At 59.7% G+C, this 17,330-nt stretch carries 22 protein-coding genes; 1 reads left to right on the top strand and 21 read right to left on the bottom strand.

Annotated features, from left to right (window positions below; genetic code table 11):
- Positions 1-3 precede the first annotated feature (3 nt).
- From CO676_RS15270 to CO676_RS15210, 14 genes are all read right to left on the bottom strand, one after another.
- Positions 4-465: a hypothetical protein gene (locus CO676_RS15270; RefSeq protein ID WP_097521677.1), complete on the bottom strand. Its 462-nt coding sequence runs from the start codon at positions 463-465 to the stop codon at positions 4-6.
- Entirely contained in the window at positions 465-2,078 is a 1,614-nt protein-coding gene (locus CO676_RS15265; protein WP_097521676.1) for a hypothetical protein, read from the bottom strand. Before CO676_RS15265 ends, CO676_RS15270 begins: the two co-directional genes overlap by 1 nt.
- Positions 2,075-2,677 carry a hypothetical protein gene (locus tag CO676_RS15260; protein ID WP_097521675.1) on the bottom strand — a complete coding sequence of 201 codons (603 nt, stop codon included), beginning with the start codon at positions 2,675-2,677 and terminating at the stop codon, positions 2,075-2,077. Before CO676_RS15260 ends, CO676_RS15265 begins: the two co-directional genes overlap by 4 nt.
- The gene (locus CO676_RS15255) at positions 2,674-3,273 is read right to left on the bottom strand and encodes a hypothetical protein (protein WP_097521674.1); all 600 of its coding nucleotides are present in this window, start codon (positions 3,271-3,273) and stop codon (positions 2,674-2,676) included. The genes CO676_RS15260 and CO676_RS15255 overlap by 4 nt, the downstream gene beginning before the upstream one ends.
- Positions 3,270-3,593, bottom strand: coding sequence for a hypothetical protein (locus tag CO676_RS15250; RefSeq protein ID WP_097521673.1), 324 nt, complete (start codon positions 3,591-3,593; stop codon positions 3,270-3,272). Before CO676_RS15250 ends, CO676_RS15255 begins: the two co-directional genes overlap by 4 nt.
- 3 nt (positions 3,594-3,596) lie before the next feature.
- On the bottom strand, positions 3,597-3,764 hold the full coding sequence (locus CO676_RS35220) for a hypothetical protein (RefSeq protein ID WP_179875494.1): 168 nt from the start codon (positions 3,762-3,764) through the stop codon (positions 3,597-3,599).
- 69 nt (positions 3,765-3,833) lie between these two features.
- On the bottom strand, positions 3,834-4,268 hold the full coding sequence (locus CO676_RS15245) for a hypothetical protein (RefSeq protein ID WP_097521672.1): 435 nt from the start codon (positions 4,266-4,268) through the stop codon (positions 3,834-3,836).
- 12 nt (positions 4,269-4,280) lie between these two features.
- On the bottom strand, positions 4,281-5,276 hold the full coding sequence (locus tag CO676_RS15240; RefSeq protein ID WP_097521671.1) for a DUF5309 domain-containing protein: 996 nt from the start codon (positions 5,274-5,276) through the stop codon (positions 4,281-4,283).
- Between the two features lie 24 nt (positions 5,277-5,300).
- Positions 5,301-6,269, bottom strand: a complete 969-nt coding sequence (locus CO676_RS15235; RefSeq protein ID WP_097521670.1) for a hypothetical protein — start codon at positions 6,267-6,269, stop codon at positions 5,301-5,303.
- A gap of 33 nt (positions 6,270-6,302) precedes the next feature.
- The gene (locus CO676_RS15230) at positions 6,303-6,542 is read right to left on the bottom strand and encodes a hypothetical protein (protein WP_097521669.1); all 240 of its coding nucleotides are present in this window, start codon (positions 6,540-6,542) and stop codon (positions 6,303-6,305) included.
- Positions 6,542-8,599, bottom strand: coding sequence for a phage portal protein (locus CO676_RS15225; RefSeq protein WP_097521668.1), 2,058 nt, complete (start codon positions 8,597-8,599; stop codon positions 6,542-6,544). The genes CO676_RS15230 and CO676_RS15225 overlap by 1 nt, the downstream gene beginning before the upstream one ends.
- Complete coding sequence (locus tag CO676_RS15220; RefSeq protein WP_097521667.1) at positions 8,599-8,802, bottom strand: hypothetical protein; 204 nt, start codon at positions 8,800-8,802, stop codon at positions 8,599-8,601. Before CO676_RS15220 ends, CO676_RS15225 begins: the two co-directional genes overlap by 1 nt.
- Position 8,803: 1 nt before the next feature.
- A complete protein-coding gene (locus CO676_RS15215) occupies positions 8,804-10,243 on the bottom strand; it encodes a terminase family protein (protein ID WP_097521666.1) in 1,440 nt (479 codons plus the stop codon).
- A complete protein-coding gene (locus CO676_RS15210) occupies positions 10,131-10,520 on the bottom strand; it encodes a hypothetical protein (protein WP_097521665.1) in 390 nt (129 codons plus the stop codon). Before CO676_RS15210 ends, CO676_RS15215 begins: the two co-directional genes overlap by 113 nt.
- Before the next feature lie 64 nt (positions 10,521-10,584).
- Between CO676_RS15210 and CO676_RS15205 the strand changes: the two genes are divergently transcribed.
- On the top strand, positions 10,585-10,830 hold the full coding sequence (locus CO676_RS15205) for a hypothetical protein (RefSeq protein ID WP_144340135.1): 246 nt from the start codon (positions 10,585-10,587) through the stop codon (positions 10,828-10,830).
- 814 nt (positions 10,831-11,644) lie between these two features.
- Here the strand turns inward: CO676_RS15205 and CO676_RS15195 are convergent.
- The 7 genes from CO676_RS15195 to CO676_RS15165 are packed head-to-tail and all read right to left on the bottom strand — an operon-like array spanning position 11,645 to position 16,987.
- Positions 11,645-12,304, bottom strand: coding sequence for a transcription termination/antitermination NusG family protein (locus tag CO676_RS15195; RefSeq protein WP_097521662.1), 660 nt, complete (start codon positions 12,302-12,304; stop codon positions 11,645-11,647).
- Positions 12,301-13,449, bottom strand: coding sequence for a hypothetical protein (locus CO676_RS15190; RefSeq protein ID WP_144340134.1), 1,149 nt, complete (start codon positions 13,447-13,449; stop codon positions 12,301-12,303). The genes CO676_RS15195 and CO676_RS15190 overlap by 4 nt, the downstream gene beginning before the upstream one ends.
- Positions 13,446-13,886, bottom strand: coding sequence for a hypothetical protein (locus CO676_RS15185; protein WP_097521660.1), 441 nt, complete (start codon positions 13,884-13,886; stop codon positions 13,446-13,448). The genes CO676_RS15190 and CO676_RS15185 overlap by 4 nt, the downstream gene beginning before the upstream one ends.
- Entirely contained in the window at positions 13,883-14,149 is a 267-nt protein-coding gene (locus CO676_RS15180) for a hypothetical protein (RefSeq protein ID WP_097521659.1), read from the bottom strand. Before CO676_RS15180 ends, CO676_RS15185 begins: the two co-directional genes overlap by 4 nt.
- Positions 14,146-15,978 (bottom strand): bifunctional DNA primase/helicase, encoded by a 1,833-nt coding sequence (locus CO676_RS15175; RefSeq protein ID WP_097521658.1) that lies wholly within the window; start codon positions 15,976-15,978, stop codon positions 14,146-14,148. Before CO676_RS15175 ends, CO676_RS15180 begins: the two co-directional genes overlap by 4 nt.
- Entirely contained in the window at positions 15,978-16,739 is a 762-nt protein-coding gene (locus CO676_RS15170; RefSeq protein ID WP_097521657.1) for a DUF1376 domain-containing protein, read from the bottom strand. Before CO676_RS15170 ends, CO676_RS15175 begins: the two co-directional genes overlap by 1 nt.
- Entirely contained in the window at positions 16,739-16,987 is a 249-nt protein-coding gene (locus CO676_RS15165; RefSeq protein WP_097521656.1) for a hypothetical protein, read from the bottom strand. Before CO676_RS15165 ends, CO676_RS15170 begins: the two co-directional genes overlap by 1 nt.
- Between the last annotated feature and the right edge of the window lie 343 nt (positions 16,988-17,330).

Below are 17,330 nucleotides of genomic sequence, written 5' to 3'. Positions count from 1 at the left end.
CGTTCAATCCTTTATCCAGTCTTCAACGGTCTCTCGCGAGCCGGCATGGCAGAGTTCGAAAAAGTCTTCCGTCGCGGCCTTGGCGTGGTCATAGCCGCCGACGATGGCCGCAACCACCGTCACAATCGATCCGACCGCCTCCCGCATCACGAAGCCGAATTGGCGCTTCAGAGCGTCGCGAGAGGACCGCCACTCGTCAGAAAGCTGCCACTGGACAATGGCGCTGTTGATCAGCGGCGCCAGGATTTGAGCATGGCGAATGAAGAACGGGTTCAGCGGCAAATGCGTGAGGGTTCGCACCAGGAGCCACGCCATATTGCGCTGTCGGTTCTCGTCCTCGTCAACGATGTCGTCGGCAAGGCGCGCAATCGCAGCAATCTCGGCGATAAAGTCGGCCGCGGCCTCGTCGCCACGCGTCCAGCGCAGGAAAGCGGCGCGGACCTGTTCCGGATTGCTCGGCAGCATCAGGCGCTCGCCTCCCCGATCGACACTTGCAGCGTCGCGAGATCAACTTCGAGATCGAGCTTGAAATCGCCGCCCGACGTGATGACGCAGCCGACGGCAAGCATGTCGCCCGCGGCCCTGACATTCTGCCGGAAGTCGTAGCGCTGCACTTCGGAAACGCCGTCCCAGATCGCCACATCCCACAGACCGACGTCCCATTCCGACGACGTCGCGTCGCCCTCGGTCACCGAATTGAAGGTAGGCGTGGACTTATCGTAATCGGCCCGAGCGAACAGCCGGACCTTCGGGCTCGACTTCGCTCTGAAATACATGTGTGCCAGCGTTGCATTTGCGCGCTGCCCGAACTGGCCGGCTGGCGAGAACTGCGAAAGGTAGGTCGCGGAGAAGGTCAGGCCGTCGTCGGTCCCGCCTGCATCCCCTTGCCAGACATAGCCGTCCAAAGAGCCGAAGAAGAGCCCGCCTTGCAGTGTGTCATAGCAGCGCGCCTGCCAGTTGCTGATCGTAGACCATTTGCCGGTGAGCACGTTCAGGACGAACGTCGTATCAGTGACGACGGTGTTTCCTGGGAAGGCCACGAACACAAGGTTTTGCTCTGGCCACTGCTTCAGCGTCCAGCCGGTCCCGGTGGCGTTCGCCGCCTTGCGCCAATCGTCCTCGATTGGCCGAGACACAGACACCAGCGACAGCGCCTGCCGGTCGCGCTGGAAGACCTGCGACATTGGCGTGAGGCCATCAGTCGTGGCAATGAGGATGTCGCCCCCTGCTCGGATCCATGCGTTTTTCCCGAGCGGCTTACCGATCTGATAGACGCCCTTCAGTGCGAAAGTCGAAGCGCTCGACGGATCATCGCCGGCATAGACCGCGATTTCGCCCTCGGTCGAGACGAACACGCACATATCGTTGAGGCCGTCGCCGCTCTCCAGCGACCAGGAGAAGCCGGTCAGCAGCGACCCGCCGCGCTTCATGACGCCCCCGAGCGGGAAGACCGTCGCTGCCCCACTCACGGCGTTGACAGCCAGGTAATAGGCATCCAGCGTGCCGTTCTTCAGGAAAAATTCGCGGTTCTTGAACAGCCAGCCGTAATTCAGTTGCGGCATAGTCGTGCCGTCCGTGAAGGTGATTGCCGTCGTCGACCAAGTCGTGCCGTTGTAGAGCCTTCGGTTGTCAGCGCCGTTCACGCAGACGAGCCAGGACGTGCCGGCGTTTGTGTGCTGGAACGCGCACCAATCGCCACCGCTCAAGCCGCTGACATCGGCCGCCGTGGTCGTGGGAGGCGCGGCCGGCGACGTCATGTTGTAGATCGCCGTGGCGGTCGCCATGAACAGCTTTTCAGTCGACCCGTACTTGTATTTGAAGGCGCTCAGGATGTCGGTTCCATCATCCGCAAGCCCGACCTTCTGCGATCCGCCGCGGATTTTGCAGCCCATCAGCGTCGGGAAGAAGTTCCGGAGTACCACGGCGGAACCCGGTTGCTGTGCGGCCATGTCCGCGGTCGTCACCAGCCCGCCCTTCGGCGCCGGGAAAGTCACTGGCTGCGATGACTGGTTCCGGCCAATGGCAACGGCTCCGCGGTTGGATTGCGCTATGCGGCCTGCTCTGGGCTGGATCTTCACGTCGTGCCCCTGTCCGCATTGATTTCCTGGATGAGGTCCGCTTCGAACTCAGCAAGGTTGTCCTCATAGGCGAGGCCCTTCTGCCGTTTCCAGCGCCAGACGATACCCTTCACCAGCAGGCGCTCGGGAAACAGCGTCGTGTCGTCGTCCGCCGCCCATGTGGCTGCCTCGCCGGCGGGATCGTTCATGATCCAGTTCTTCGACACGTAATCGATCACCGCGTTTTCCGCGGAATCGGTCGGCGAGAACAGGAGCTGATTGCCCTTGAGGAAGTAATAGGGCTGTGTCGAAGGCACGACGGAGATAATCGACCACTGGCCGCTGTTGTTGACCGGCCGCGCGAAGTCGCCGGTTGCCGTCCGGATGCCGCCGCCCGGTGTCAGGCGCTGATAATCGGTCGGGAAATTCTCCGGGGATGCAGTGCAGGTGTGCTGCTTGAGCATGCTCTGCCAATCGACACGGCGGGCAATCTCGTCGCCGGCTTCCTGGGCAAGCGTCACCATCGTTTCCGCGTTCGGCTCGCTCGATCCATAAACGGTATCGAACTGAGAGAGCGAAACGACGTCGCAAACTTCATTCACGGCAGAAAGAAGGGTCATGGCGTGACACCTCCTACTACAAGCTGGGCATTGCCCCAGCGGGACCGCTCATCCTCGATCTTCAGGCCGTTGATTGCCAGCAACAGAAGCTGCTGGGCGGCCGTGGCCGCCTCGACGTCCCTTTTCCAGATCGCGATTTCGTTGACGAGCGCGAAGAGGTAGACGTCTGGCGCCTTCTCCAGCAGCCAGTTCGTTGGCGCGGTCACAGTGAGCGCAGGGATACGGCGGTAATAGGTGACGCTGATGTCCTGGTCGGCAGTCGGGCGCACCTTGACCGTGCTGCCGACGATGGCGTACCCGGCCGGGGTGCCGCTGCGGTCCATATGGCTTGCCGTCAACTGCTGCAGAGAAACCGCGCGGATCGGGATTCCAGAGGCGTTCTTGACCTCGCGCGCTTCAAGGAAGTCATCCGGAAGCGTGCCGTCGCCCTCGGTCAGCGTGATCATGGACGTGGTTTCCATGCCAGCGACGCGAAGCCCACGATTGAGCTTCAGCTCTGCAAGGCCGAGCAGGCGCGGGAAGACGTGCGAGATGTCCGCATAGCCAGAATACTCGCCGGAATCGATCAGAAGCGCGGCATAGTCGGGGATGGTCATAGATGGCCGTCCTTGGTGCGCCAGGCGCGGTTGTCGCTGCTGTTGAGGAAGCGCTTCACATAGCGGTCGTCGCCCTCGGAATGGGCTTGGACGAGGCCGGAATCATGCGCGACGTTGAGCGGGATCGAGGCGACGCGGTGCCAATCGCCAGCCCATGCGCGGCTTGCCTCGTTGCGAACCTCTTGGTTCTGGCTGATCACGTTATCGACGGGATAGTCGGTCCGGAACGTGGTCTTTTCGCCGTCGAAATAGCGCCATACGGAACGGCCCGTCTGAAAATCGTAGTCGAAGAGTTCCCAATCGCCATCCCGTATGGTCATCGATCATTCCCCCGGCAGCGGATCGGCGCGCTCGGCCTTGCCGTTGGCGATGAGTTGCTTTGCCGCCTCAAGCGGGACATCGAGCACGGCGCCGGCCGGAATACGCTGGTCGTTTTCAGCCCAGGTGTCATAGAGGAGCCGGATCGGCGTCTTTTTCGGTTCTGCAGGCATGTTCGTCTCTCCTGAAAAGGGAAAGGGCGAGCCGGAGCCCGCCCCCCCATGAGGTTGATGGTCGATCGCCTACGAGACAGCCGCCGAGAACGGCGTGGCCTCGGTACCGGTCGCGGAGCCGAGCACCTTGACGCTCCAGAGGTTCGTGGCGATGTCCTCGAGCTCGACGATATCGCCAGCGATGCCACCGGTCGTAGACCCATTCATGGTGATCGTGTCGCTGTCCGCCGCCGTTTCGAACAGGACGGCCGTATCGGCCGAATCCTGGCCGAACGTCGCCGTGCCGCTCATGACGTCGGTGGCGTCAGCGACCTGCACCTTGAAGCTGTTCGACGTGATCGTGGTCTTGACCACCAGCTTGTATTTGTCGCCTGTGCCGGTAGCGGCCGGCAGCGTGACGGTGCTGCCCGCCGCGCGATCGACGACGACGGTGGCGCCGACGTGCGTCTTCCTGCTGAGGGTTAACGTCGCGGCGGTGAGGGAGATGGGCTTGTAAGAGGTCATGTCCGTATCTCCTTAGCTCGCAGCCGTGAGGCCGAAGAGGTCGGCAGCGACGCCGAGGCCCTTCTCGTTGTGGACCTTGAGGGTGCCCTCACCGATGATGACGCCCTTGTCCGCGTCGCCCGTCTTCGCGATGTCCTTGTCCTCGGCAATCTTGCGAAGCCAGAGGAAGGACAGCATGTCGGTATCGATGAAGAAGGCATTCCGGGCCTGTGTGGCGCCGGCCGCCTGCACCCGGTTCGGATGGATCATGACGGTACCGAACGGACCTTCGTAATAGTCCGCCGTGGCAACGATGGTGTTGCGCTCACCGCCCTTGGAGACGGCATAGCGGAACGGGGCCACGTTGCTGTCCGACATGAACGTGACAAACACGCTCTTGACGTAGGGCGAAACCGAGACGTGCCGGAAGTTGGCGCCGCTCTGGTAGCCGGACTGCATCACCGTATCCAGGATGGCCTTGGTGAATGCGCGCTGTGTGCCGGCAGTCGGAGCAACCGTCAGCCCGGTACCGGAGTTGAAGCCACCGTTGGAGCCGCCAGCGCCGCGGGAGACGTTGGAGGTGATCCAGGTCGGCAGAGAGCCGAATTCGCGCGTCGCACCAGCCACAGAGGCGTTCGTGTCGACGATGGCGAACTCGACATCCTTGCGGATCTCGACGCCCTTCTTGAGCTTCTGGTATTTGCGTTTCTGGACGTTTCCAGCTTCCGACACTACTTCCTGCGTGTTGGAGATGATCCAGTCCTTGCGCATGATCTGGGTATAGTTGCCCATGCGTGCCGGCGGAGTGATTGCGTCGAAGGCGTATTCTTCACCTTCCTCGCGGATGTTCTCGCCGGGCGCTGCGAGGTCGTCCGTTTCCCACTCAGGATGAATGGAGACGGCCTTGCCCTTTTCGATGAGGGAGTAGATCGGGGTGTCTTCCGGCGTGATGCGGGACACCACGTCGGAAAGCTCTTCACGATTGCCAACTGCCTGGCTGGTCGTGAAGGTGTTGGTTACAACAGCCATGTTTCTGATCCTTTGAAGATGGGGTTAGTCGAAGTCGACCGACATTGCGTCGCGGATCGACCCGGTTTTCGACAGCCTCTTCATCGCATCCTGATTTTTGCGGGCCTGCGGGTTCACCGGTCCGTTCGGCTTGGCCTTGACGGCTGCCGGCGGGGCGTTCGCTACCTTATTCAGGGCTTTGCTCTTCGCCTGTTCTGCCCGGAGACCGAGCATGGCGTAATGCATGACCTTGAAATAGCGATGGTCGGTGAAACCCTGCATCTCATCCTGGCTGAAGCCGAGATCCTCGCCGACCTTGAAGGCGTCGGAAAAGAACTTTTCTCGGGCATCGTCCTTTGCGAGATGCGGGAAGGCTTCGAGCAACTTGGCGTTCTCGGCCGCGAGAGTTTCCTCTGTTGCCGCGGACTTGAGTTCGCCTGCCACGTTCTTCGGCTCGGCGCTCATGTCGATGAGACGCTGAACCTGCTCCAGGCCCGAGTCGTAGATGGCCTTCTGGCGCGTATACTCGGTCGGGTTCTGGATCGCCAACGCACGCGATGGCTCTTGTGGCAACTGCTGGATCAGGAATTCTGCGATGGCGTTCGCCGTGTTGGCGACGCGGCTTGTCATGGCCTCAAGATTCCCGCGCTTGTTGCCGAGATCCTGAGTTTTCCGGCGGTAGTCACTCTCCCGCAAATAGCCCTTCTTCAGCTCCTCGAGAGGAACCTGCTCACCGCCTTGAAGGGTGATGATCGTGTCCGTGGCTTCGTTGGTCTCGTCGCCCTCTTCTTCGGGCTCGTTCGACTCGTCGCCTTCGGCTGCGGGATCGTCGGTCTCTTGGCCATCTTCAGAGGCCTCATCCGTCGCATTCGTCGATTGCTGCTCTTCCTCTTCCGGCTCGTTGGTCTCGGAGGACTCGGCGAAGTCGAGGTTTACAGCGTCATCGAAGGTGAGTGCGGGGCGACCGCTATCACTCTCCCCCACGAAAGGGGAGTTGGTGGCTGCGTCTGTCATGTCTGCTTTGCCTTTTGAGGTTTGGCCCGGGCGCTATGCCGGGGCTGCCTTCCCATCGGCAGAGGATTGTCCCTCAGCGAGGAACTTGATCTTGCCTTTGAGATTCCGAATGGCCCGCACTTCGGCCGCAAAGGCGGCGCGGGCATCATGATCTGTGTTCTTGGCGTTGACGCAGCCGTTGACGGCGGCCATCTCCAATTCATCCATCAGCAGATGGAAGAGCGGCATGTCGAGCAGCACGCGGGCGGCGGCGGTCTTGTCTTCCTGCCGCATCAGCCTGGATCCCCGCCGACGTTAACCGAGGACACTGGGTCGCGGGTCAGCATCTGCACGGCGTTCGTCTGCCGCTTCAGATTGATCTCCTGGTCGATCTGGTAGCGCTTCAGCGCCATTTCCTGCTGGATACGCTGCGTTTCGAGTTGCGCTTCCGTCTGAAGCTTCTGCTGGTCAATCTGCGCGTCCAGCTTGGCCTTTTCCATATCGGCCTGCGCCTTGATCTTGACCTTCTCCATCTCCGGATCGGGCTTGTTCGCCTGCGCCTGCTCCAATTGCTGGATTTGTTCCGGCGTCGGCTTGGTGAAGTAGAGGTCCGGCGTTCTCAAACCGGCCGCCTCGACGCCTCGAGAGACCGAATTCCAGATGTTGTCGACCGTCACGAACGGGTTGCCGACTGGGCCATAGGCGGCAAGGAGCTTCTCCTGCTGCTGGCCGACGACCTGCATCATCATCATGTCGCGCTCGCGCGTGCCGGCGCCCAAGCCGGTGTTGACCGTGACGTCCATGTCCGCGTTCCACTGGCGCGGATCGAACGTCACCCACTGGTTTCTCAGCCTCACTGTGCGCGGCTTGTCCTGATGCTTGATCACCAGCTTCAGAAGCCCCTGGAACACGCGCTTAAGGCCTTGAGCGAACGTGCGGACCATCAATTCCGTCTGGCCTATGCCGGCTGCCTCGATCATCGCCGAGGCCTTTGCCGTCATGTTCTGCAGCGCATCCGGCGCCATGCCGCTCGATGCGTCAGAAATGCCCGTCCGGTCGGTAGCTTCCTGGTCGAGATAGGAAAGCATCGCGAAGGACTTTTCCGCGACGAACGGCACGATGTTGTAACCGACAGCCGCGCGGGCATCGATGCCTTGGGCGACCCGGATCGGCTGCCCGAACTTCGGATTGAGCACGCTTTCGGGGTTCTGGATGACGCCTTCCTGCACGATCGGCTGCTGATTGTTCTGCCAGTACAAGTTATCCAGCGTTTGGCGCATCAGCACAGTCTTGACGCGCTGGATCTCGGCCATGTCGTCGGTGACGGAATTGCCTTCGCGCTGGTGCGGCCGCCGCTCGACGATCAGGTCGGCGAAGGGCACCTCATCGGTTTCCTCGTCGTCGAGCAGATTGGTCTCTGCCAGCCCGCCGGCGAAGACCATGCGGCGCAGTTCGGCAATGCCGTCATCATCCACGTCGATCTTCACATAGAGCTCGTAGTAATCGACCTCCTGCAGCGCTTTGACGAGGGAATCGTTCTCGTCGAAGACGTCGCGCCGACGGGTGAATTCTTCCTCGTCTTCCTCGATATCGGCGCCCGAGGCCGCGAAGCTGTAGACCTTGTCCCGGTCATAACCCATCGCGACGAGATCGGAGCGGCGAAGCTGCGTCTTGAGGCCCGCTATCGGGCTGTCCTCGATCGAGATCGCGTCGGGGTGGATCAGGAACTCTTCGAGCGGTACCGCGGCGAGCTTCGTGCAGCCGTATTCGGAGACGCGCCGAATCTTGACGTTGTAGAGTGTGACCGGCGCCGGCCCCTGCGGCGTGTCGATCTGCTCGACATACTGCTCTTGCTCCAGCACCTCGACATCATCGTCCGCGACGAGCTGCACGAGCGCCTGCTCATCAAGGCCGGTATGCTTCGAGACCTGGACCTTGCGCTTCTTGTCGTACCACCAGCGAATGACGCCATTGCGCAGCTTCAGCGCGTCGTGCGCAGCGTCCTGAACCGCATCGTAACCATCGCTCTCAGGGAACACGACGAAATTGACGTAATCCGTCGCTTGTTCGGCCGAGGCTTCATCCCCCTCATTGACCGGCTGATACTCAACGACCTTGTCATTGCCGAGGATCGTGCGGATGAGAGACGGCAGAACCTTCTTAATCGAGGAACGCACGTCACGCGAAACGACCTTCGACCGGTTCGGGTCGGCCGGCGTGTCCTTCATGGTGCCGTCGTAGTACTCCATCGCCTTGATGCGATCGACGGAAAGCTCGTCCCGATAGTTCTCGCAGTCCTTGACGAGCTGCGAGACCTGGGCAGCAACCTGCTGTTTCTGCATCGCAGCCATTAGGCGGCGGCCTTCTCGAAGGGTTCGATTTCGGAGAACAAGACGCCCTCACGGCAAGGAAACCAAACTGTTGAACCGCCATCGGTCTTGGTGGCGTATTCGCACCGGACCAATCGGCCGTCATCGCCCCAAACATCGCGGATGCGATAGAGGCTGCCTTCGTGTTTATGGCGGCGCTCTTCGCCGTATCCAGGCTTCATCATGTCAAATCACCTTGCGTTCCGAGAATTTCCATGCGGCGGCGTCTGCCTTGACCTTGGCGAACCGCTTCATCATCAGCGCGTATCGAGAAGCCGAGAGCACGTCGTCGCGCTCCTTGACCACTTTCCCGTCTTTGCGGTGGTAGAGCCTGAATTCCTCGACCCAGTGCGAACAGGTGCGAAACACCTTCCATCGTCCCGTTTGCATGCGCTGCAGCATGTCGGACAGACCGGCCTCGACACCGTTAGTCCCGTCATCGAACGTTGCGCGCTCATGAAGCATGTTCAGGCCTTGAACCCGATACTGCTCGGCCAACTGTTCGCCGCTGCCTTTATCGTGCTGCAAGCCATCGTGCGGCCATGACCACGGTAGCCACACACCCCACGGCTTCAGCGCCGCGGCGTGAATAATTGGCGTTGCTTCCCGCTCGCGATATTCCTTCGTGACGTAGAAAACGTCTGCGTCCCTATCCCAGGCACATGCAGTAGCCCCGAACGGGTGATCCCATCCGAAGTCTAGGCCGCCGATCTGCACCCAGTGCTTCGGTATCTCGAACGGATCGACGACGATGTTCTCTTCCGCGACCGGGAAGATGCGCCCCGAGCCGAGCGACGGAACACCCTTCGTTCTCGCCTCCCGCTCATGCGCAGGATAGCTGTCGATGATCTGTTTGCGCTGCTCTGGCGTGTAGTGCTCGGCGTCGTCGATCGTCATCGTGATCACTTCACGATCAGGCGACTTCTCGAGAATATACCGAGCGACAACCGTGCTCATGCCCTTGAGGGGCGTGAACGTTACGGCAATCAGCCCTTGCGTTGCGTTGGTTCGGGTGATGCCCTCGAAATACACGTCTTCTGGCGGCTCTTCGTCGAACCAGACGTAATCAACCGTGTTTGCCTGCCACTTACCGCGACCCTGCTCGTATGCCTTGAAGAGCAGTGTTGACGATCCACCCGAGACATGCCGAACCGTGACGCTATCCAGTGCGCCAGAAACGCCAGAACGCCGGGTTGTGGCAATAATCGCGGCCTTCGGTATATACCCAGTGCCCCAGTCCTCTTCATTCATCGGAGGGCCGACGAGAAGGCGCTGAACGCCATCCCTGGTCAGCTCATACGATTCCGAACCAGCCAGCATAATCACCGGCTTATCGAAGCGCTTGCCGGCCCACCAATCCGGATACCGCCCCGTGAGATGCATTGCCGCCTCGGCAGCACCAGCCAGTGTCTTGCCCAACTGGTTGCCCGCCATAAACAGGCGCTCGCGATAGCCCTTCCCTGCCGCGTGGAACTCGATCTGCTTCGAATAGGGCTTGTACCCGCTAAGCAGGTTAGTGCGTCGTCTCCGGTCCAGTTCCGCCAACAGAGCCGCTTGCTCCTTGAGCATCGAGGAAAGGCCGGATTGCGGAATCAAGGGACCGGATGCGCTCGATAAGCTGCTCATCCGTGAGATCATCCGTGCTGTTAATGTTGACGTTCAGATCCTTCGGCAGGATCGAGGCGACGACCTTCAGATATTGGTCCGGTTTGTCGGCTCGGACCTTCTGCAGCGTCTCCACGCCGTGCGCTTGCCAGTCCTCATATAGGTCAGCGATGAACTGCTCACCGAGCTTGTTGCGCGAGCCCTTCGGTCTGCCCGGATTGCCAGGCTTGAACTGGTGTTCGACGGGAGGAGTCGGCTTGCCCGTTTTCTCCCCGTTTTTTCGGGCGTCGTTTGTCATGCGAGATTGCCTTTGGCGATTGGCTGATCGAATGTCCCGTGCAAACGAATTGCAGGAGCGCAGCATGAAGGAACTCTACGTCTCAACCTATCGCATGAATGGCCGAGAGATGGTCATGATCTACACGACCGCACAGCACCTTCTCGACCATGCAGGCGAGTCGTCGTTAGGCTCCGACCATTGGATCGGGACCATAGACCGTGTTGACTTACCGCCCGAAGCCAACGCAAGGCTGGTAAAGGTCGGCTGGCTTCCTATGGAGCGCCCCGATTTTGACCGAGACCACGGCGACAAATTGATGCCGCGTTGAATAACCCATGGAAAGGTGAAGCCCGAACCGTACGAGGGAAATGCGTGCAGATCACCCGCAAACCGCTGCGAATTAGCATTCCTGGCCCGAGAGGCGCGGGGCTGGTGGCCTGAAATAGCTATGAACATATCGGGAACGTTGTGGCCGAGGATTGCGCCGCACTACCTGTAGTCTCCAGCAATGCGCCCACCAGCATGGTATGATGCTAGCGTATTGAAACCCCTCAGCTTTGCTGCCCAGGTTCCACCACCGGTGCAGGGACTTCTGCATTGTTGGCGCGTTCTCGCGGTGTCTGTAGTGGAGTACACTCGAATGAGTGGAAGGCATTATCACGGACCGGAATACCACGCCTCTGCGGCACTTCCCGTCAGCATTCTACTGCTCACGGTCCTCGGAATATCAGCTTATTTGCTGATCGGAGGTAAGCTGCATAACGGGGAGCAGGTCGGGTCCAAGGTCTACCTGCCCGTTACGCAAGTACAGGATCGCTGAAGAAGAGCCCAGTCCGCAGGACTGGGCTGGCCCGCCGCGGTCATTAGCAACGTGGCTTACCATTTGCCCTGCCTGCGGAAAATGAAGGCGGCCACCCTACCGCATAGACAGCGGTCATGGTCATCGGGTGGTCGCTCTTGCCCAGTCGGGGTCTATCTGCATTTTCCAGCAGCACTTCCGGGCAATCTGAATTGGAAAAGGGCGGTCTGCCGCCCTGAATTCTGGATACATTTTTCCCGACGTGGGAGTCGGATTGTCTCCCAGTCCGGGCCGTCGAGTATTCCCTATGCGCGCTTGGCAAGGTCCGACTGAAACACCCAAATCACGCCGCAGAACTTAGCGCCAGTCCGTTTGTATTGCAAGCGACCTCTTCTTTGTCCAAAGCTTCCAATTCCATTAGGATCGTCATGCAGCGCTTCTTCGCTTTCGTGGGCAAACTATTAATGGCCGCTGATGCCAGCATCCGGAGGGGTACGCGTTTCCGTCGTCCTTTCGGGAAGATCAGCCCGAGTTGGCGATGCAATGCACTGCGTCGATGCTTCCTAATGTCGGCTTCGCCATTCTGTTTCATCGTCACATGCTCTTCTCGCTTTTCCAGTTCAGCAATATAGAGCTGCGCGATGTCGTGATCTCGGAAGGAGGCCAGACCGTAGTTTCCGCCACCACGCAAGAAATAGGCAACATTGTTGAGTTGCCTCACCCCAGCGATATCCTGTCCGCTAGCCCGGACAAAAGCATAACCGACCAAGAGGGGAAATCTCTTCTCGATCAGTTTGTTTGTCCTTTGATGCCGAACTACAGTCCAGAACGAAGGCATGAAGATCGCAAAGCCCTTCTCCCGGCACTCCCTTTCTATTTGGGTCTCTCCAACGCGTTCTTCCGATGCTCCAGGGACCGCTTTCGCCATCTTCTGGCCACCAGGCGCAACACGGATCGCATACCAGGATTCCGCGGGAAGCTGCTTTGTCGAATTGATGTTCAAGCGGCAACCTCCAATAACCGTAATGCAGTGATTTCGTCTTTCGAGGGAAGTTGAACAAGCAGCTCTGCTGGGGCGACAACCGACCAATTGAACCTGCCCGCGTAGCTCTCCGCCAAGGCGTCGATCCGGTCGTCGTCGAACTTGAATGTAAGGGTCGAAAACGGCGACGCTCCGGTAGCTGTCCACCGCTGAAGGAGCCGGAGGTTGGCCGGCCGGAGGAATTGTGAGGCGTCGGCGATCAGATCACGGAGTGCAGACAGTTCCTTGAAGCGGCGAACAACTGAATTGCCGCGACGGATGATTTCCTTGGAAGCCTCGTTACCGCCATCCGTTGTTGTCCAGGAAGGAAGAGGTTTTAGCAGATCCCTGCAGCAAGCCAGCAGCTTATCGGCTGAAGCTTCAGGATCAAAATCAAGAGAGAGAAACTCTATGCCCTCGACGCGATATGTTTGCGCGCCCTGATCCCGAGACGTAATCACCATCGATCCACGAGCAACGAGATCATTGTAAAGGAAGGACGAAAACCCCGGCGCTTGCACATTGATGTACATCCGCATTTGCGAAAGACGCTGACCGCTAACGTAAAGCTTTTGCACAACTGGCTTAATCAAAGGGAGCTTCGATTGAAGCGCCGGCCACAACGCCAAATACTCGGCGCATTTCGCTTCGATACGGAAAAGTCGCTCAGCCTCTGTGTAGTTGTCGCCGAGATAGTGCTTGGCACAGTGATTGCCGATGAACCGTGCGGCGCTATCATCGGGGAAGTACGCCATCCTCCCCATCCCGAACTTCGGAGCCGCTGGAGAACATAGAGGACACGGTACCTTCTCCCCACCGGGCCGCAAAGCCGTAGGCACGCGTATTTCTTCCGAAAGCAAAACAACGTTAGCTGATCGACCAGGCTTACTAGTCGAGATACCGGCGAAGGTTTCCGGCGAGCCGGTCTCCGAAATATGCTGGCGCCAGCTCTCGATAAACTCCGGGCCGGGCCGATCATCGAAAATGGGGAATGACTTCAATGCCGAATCGCTCATGAACTTCCTCCAATTACGGTTGAAATCATTATAGCTCACAATCGCGGCGGCTTGCGCGTTCACCTCTCGTTCTCCTCGCAATTCACAAGCGGATGCCGAGAGGGTGATCATGCTTCACCTCGCGCAGCCTTCTCGGCGAGGTAAGCGGCCACGTCGATCCTGCGCACCTCGGAGGCGGCTCCGAACGTGCCGAGCTTGTGGTCCCGGTAGGCTCGCTCGCCGGCGGGATCAAACTTTGCAGCGGCGACGCTGCGAACCCATCCAGGCGCCTTCGCCGCGTTCACCTTCATTCGGTGTTCCTGCTTTTCCTGCAGTTTCTTTTCCTTTCGCCGAGCGCTCTTGGACTTCTTCTCCGGTTTGCCCCACAGAACCTTTTTCGCATTCCGCGCCTTATCGGGGCGGTTGGCGTTGTCGTTGTCGAGACGATCGAGCGCCTTCCATGCTGCGGCGTTCGTCTCGAACGGGCCTTCGACGAGTTTGCCTCGCCGGTCGGTGATTTCGAATTGCCCGTCGTCATTCCTGGTGACGTTGAGGATCTGCGTCGTCATGCGGCGCCACCGGTCAGAACGTTATCCACCACAGCACCAAAGCCTTCCCTGGAAAGCTCTTCAGCATTTTTGATTGCGTTCTCGTAAGAAGCTCCGTCCCACATGGAGATCCGGCAACCTTCTTGATCGATCGCATCAACAAAGAAGCGCCAAGATCCAATACTCGCGAAATCGAGCCGGCGTCCGCTTGCGCTCAAAATCGCAGTGGGACTGGAGATAACACCCCCGAAAATCTCGACGTGGCAGGCTGAATGTTTTGTCATAATGCAAAGTCCTCGTTACCTGATGGCACCTCGGAACCGCGCGGAATGTACTGGCGGTCCCAATGAAAACGGTTGCTGCTCGTGTGATAGCGATAGGTCGCCTGATCGAACCAAAGGCCGACCTTTCCCTCGAAGTCGCCGTTCCGCTGCTTTGCGACGTTGAGGATGACGCTCGGTTTTTCCTCGAGCGCAGTGCGCTCTTCCTCGGTCTTCGCGGCCTTGATTTTTCCTTCGAGATCCTTGTTCCGCCAGACCGTCAGAATGTTGAACGCGTTCGCGCCGATTTCCATGGCGCCCTTGATGTCCTCGGTTTCCGGAGCGCCGCCGCGGTCCTTGTCTCCCTTGCGGGAGTGGGCCACCAGGTGGACGTGGACGTTGTTCTCGATCGTCCAGTCGACGAGCTGGAAGACTGCCTTCTCCTGGCCGTTGTAGTCGTCTTGGGCGATGCCCACCCGCATGAGGCTATCGATGATGAACTGGTCGCACCCGTACTTAGCGCGGGCGTAGTCGAACACCTCGAGCAGAGCCGGTATGCCAGCCTTGCCGACGTGGTCGTAGATCAGCAGCCCGCTATCCAACCAGTCCAGGATTTTCGTGATGAATGGCGCCGTCGGCCGGTCGACACCGCCAGTTTGCTTCGCCAACCGCTTGAGGGTTTGCTCGCCTTTCATTTCCAGCGAGGCGACACACACGCGGCTGCCCTGCTTCACCCAGTGTCCGATACAGTCGGACAGGATCTGGCTCTTGCCATGACCACTGGCGCCGCTCCACAGCGACAACTCGCCCGGCCGGAACAGCAGCTTTCCGGAAATCTTGTCGTAGGGCACTCCATAGCCGACGTGGTCGCCCTCGCCCGGCCAGAACAGGTAGATGACACGATCCAACAGATCGCTCGGTCGGCGGAGGCCGGCCGGATCAAGGCTGCGCGCTTCCGAGAGGCACCGCTCCATTTCCGCACCGCTCACGCCGTCGATCAGGCACTTGTTCGCGTCCTTGAACGGCAAGTGCACTCGCAAGCACCGATGCCTGCCGAGCCGACTCGCGATCTCCTCCGCAGCCTCATCGCCCGGGCCGTCCATGTCTGTCGACAGGTAGATCCTCTCGAAGCGCTCCAGGCGCTCGAACTCGTTCTCGATCCACCTCTGCTTGCCGCCCTTTCCGCCGCCGAACGGCACGGAAACCGCGGGAAAGCCAAAGCAGGCCCACGAGAGCGCGTCGATCTCACCCTCGGTGATGATAAGAGTCCGCGCGTTCGGATCGATCGCCTGCCAGCCGAAAAGTATGGGCTCGCAGTTCGCCGCTGTCGGAACGGGTTTGGCGCCGTTCTCCGCCTTGCGGCTCTTGGCCATCGCCAGCACGCCGTCCGGCAGCAAGAACGGAAAGATGATCTCGTCGCCGCGCTCGCCGATTTTGTACGTTTCCAGCACGTCGTCAGGGATACAGCGGCCGGCCAAGTATTCGCGTACCTTGGCTTTGGGCTGGCTGCATTTCGGGCGCTCGGGCCGGGCGTAGGACGGCTTCGGGTCGCGTGTCGGAACCGGACGCGAGACGCCGAGCCAATTGGAAATATCCTCGATCGCCTCGGCAATGGTCTGGCCGCGGCGCTTCGACCAGAGGTCGATCAGGTCACCGCCCTCTCCCGTGCTGAAGTCGGACCAGACACCCGCCTTCTGCCCCGATAGGTGGACCCCCAGGCTCTTGCCCTTCTCGCCAGCGGTAGAGCCGGCCCGCCACTCGTTGGCCTCCTTGCGGCCGTTCGGCAGCAGGTATTCGACGACGGACATGACTCGGTCGTTCAGCATCCGCTTGAGCTCGATGATGTCCGCCATCACTCAACCCCCGCGTACACTGGATCGTCCCGCCAGTTGGTCGGGTCTGGCTGTTTGGACGGCTGATCCGACCAGCACTCACCGTTCAGCCAGGATGCCGGAGCCTTGGTGTACCGTGCATCCTCGTTGCGTCGCTCGTCAGCATAGCGATGAACAGCCGACATAATCTCGTCGGCGCCTGCCTTCTTTCGGGCAGCCCGGTAAGCCCGCAATGCCGCGCCCTTGGCGGCCTTCTTGGGGTAGGCCCGCCAGAAAACTTCGTCGAACTCTTCGTCGATCGCGCGCTGAGTATGAGAGGAAGATTTATCTTCCTCGATAGGTTGGTGGTTGGTGGTTGGTGGTTGGTAGTTGGTGGTTAGTTTTTCGTCTGAGAAACCGTCTGCTTCTGTGTTTCGTTGTTTTGATTTGGTTTTCTTCGGAGGACGGCCACCGTTTGAACCATTTTCGGATGCAGTTTGGATTCGGTTTAGCGACTTTTCGACTTCACTTTGCGCACGGTTCTGGAACAGTTTGCCGTCACTTTGGCGCAAGATCTTCCCCTTTTCGACCAAGGATTCGACCAATTTTCTGGCATCTGCAGGACGGGTCTGACACAGCGCGGCGAGCCGTCTGTCGTTCTGTTCGATAGGGCCGCCTTCGGACATGATTAGGGTGCAGATCATCCAGTACAGGCCCTGCTCGTCGGCACGCAGGACGCCGCCGACGCCGGCTATGTATTCATCAGGATAAAAGTCGACGCGGCGGGCCTTGGCCTTCCCCATCAGGCGCCTCCACCTGACAAAGGACCGGCCCGACGCGTCTTGTGGACCGGGAACAGCGCGACGTTTCCGCCCGTGGTGCGTCTCACTGGCAGTTTGTGATCTTCATCGAGATAGACGTTTAGAAACGCTACCCAAGCATCGGCCGCGATCCTGCCATCGAGAAAATTGCCCGTCTGGTCGGCTTTCAATTTAGCTTGGCGGTATTGTTCCCAAGCCGCGAGTTGCTCCCCTTCCGTCGGCCTACTCATGGTTCTGCTCCGAAGCGAGTGGAGGCACGAGGCGGAAGTGACTTTTTCCTTCCGCTATTCTGCTGCTCTGCCGCCTGCGATGCTTTCTCAATTATCAATTTATCAGCCGCCCGCTGGACGTTCGTCCAAGTCGTCAAGCGAGGGCTCGTCTTGTTTGTGCGCCAGCGCGTCCAAGTGGAGCCATTTATTCCAGCTTCCCTGTACAGCTCCTGGAGGGGGATGCGGGCGAGCCGCAGCCGGCGTTCTGTGGTTTGAACTTCGTCGATTATTTTCATGGCAGCAGGAGTAATAGTGCATTAATGCATTCATGGCAAGCATTTATGCATCGTGCTTTTCTGCACAT

Source organism: Sinorhizobium sp. BJ1 (genome assembly GCF_002531555.1).
Taxonomy (GTDB): domain Bacteria; phylum Pseudomonadota; class Alphaproteobacteria; order Rhizobiales; family Rhizobiaceae; genus Sinorhizobium; species Sinorhizobium fredii_B.
Note: the sequence above shows the minus strand (reverse complement) of the source record. Positions and strands in the feature narration are given on the sequence as shown.

Coding starts and splice junctions, on each gene's coding strand:
- CO676_RS15270 (WP_097521677.1), bottom strand. CDS start 465: ATGCTGCCGAGCAATCCGGAACAGGTCCGCGCCGCTTTCCTGCGCTGG.
- CO676_RS15260 (WP_097521675.1), bottom strand. CDS start 2,677: ATGACCCTTCTTTCTGCCGTGAATGAAGTTTGCGACGTCGTTTCGCTC.
- CO676_RS15255 (WP_097521674.1), bottom strand. CDS start 3,273: ATGACCATCCCCGACTATGCCGCGCTTCTGATCGATTCCGGCGAGTAT.
- CO676_RS15250 (WP_097521673.1), bottom strand. CDS start 3,593: ATGACCATACGGGATGGCGATTGGGAACTCTTCGACTACGATTTTCAG.
- CO676_RS35220 (WP_179875494.1), bottom strand. CDS start 3,764: ATGCCTGCAGAACCGAAAAAGACGCCGATCCGGCTCCTCTATGACACC.
- CO676_RS15245 (WP_097521672.1), bottom strand. CDS start 4,268: ATGACCTCTTACAAGCCCATCTCCCTCACCGCCGCGACGTTAACCCTC.
- CO676_RS15240 (WP_097521671.1), bottom strand. CDS start 5,276: ATGGCTGTTGTAACCAACACCTTCACGACCAGCCAGGCAGTTGGCAAT.
- CO676_RS15235 (WP_097521670.1), bottom strand. CDS start 6,269: ATGACAGACGCAGCCACCAACTCCCCTTTCGTGGGGGAGAGTGATAGC.
- CO676_RS15230 (WP_097521669.1), bottom strand. CDS start 6,542: ATGCGGCAGGAAGACAAGACCGCCGCCGCCCGCGTGCTGCTCGACATG.
- CO676_RS15225 (WP_097521668.1), bottom strand. CDS start 8,599: ATGGCTGCGATGCAGAAACAGCAGGTTGCTGCCCAGGTCTCGCAGCTC.
- CO676_RS15220 (WP_097521667.1), bottom strand. CDS start 8,802: ATGATGAAGCCTGGATACGGCGAAGAGCGCCGCCATAAACACGAAGGC.
- CO676_RS15215 (WP_097521666.1), bottom strand. CDS start 10,243: ATGAGCAGCTTATCGAGCGCATCCGGTCCCTTGATTCCGCAATCCGGC.
- CO676_RS15210 (WP_097521665.1), bottom strand. CDS start 10,520: ATGACAAACGACGCCCGAAAAAACGGGGAGAAAACGGGCAAGCCGACT.
- CO676_RS15205 (WP_144340135.1), top strand. CDS start 10,585: ATGAAGGAACTCTACGTCTCAACCTATCGCATGAATGGCCGAGAGATG.
- CO676_RS15190 (WP_144340134.1), bottom strand. CDS start 13,449: ATGATCACCCTCTCGGCATCCGCTTGTGAATTGCGAGGAGAACGAGAG.
- CO676_RS15185 (WP_097521660.1), bottom strand. CDS start 13,886: ATGACGACGCAGATCCTCAACGTCACCAGGAATGACGACGGGCAATTC.
- CO676_RS15180 (WP_097521659.1), bottom strand. CDS start 14,149: ATGACAAAACATTCAGCCTGCCACGTCGAGATTTTCGGGGGTGTTATC.
- CO676_RS15175 (WP_097521658.1), bottom strand. CDS start 15,978: ATGGCGGACATCATCGAGCTCAAGCGGATGCTGAACGACCGAGTCATG.
- CO676_RS15170 (WP_097521657.1), bottom strand. CDS start 16,739: ATGGGGAAGGCCAAGGCCCGCCGCGTCGACTTTTATCCTGATGAATAC.
- CO676_RS15165 (WP_097521656.1), bottom strand. CDS start 16,987: ATGAGTAGGCCGACGGAAGGGGAGCAACTCGCGGCTTGGGAACAATAC.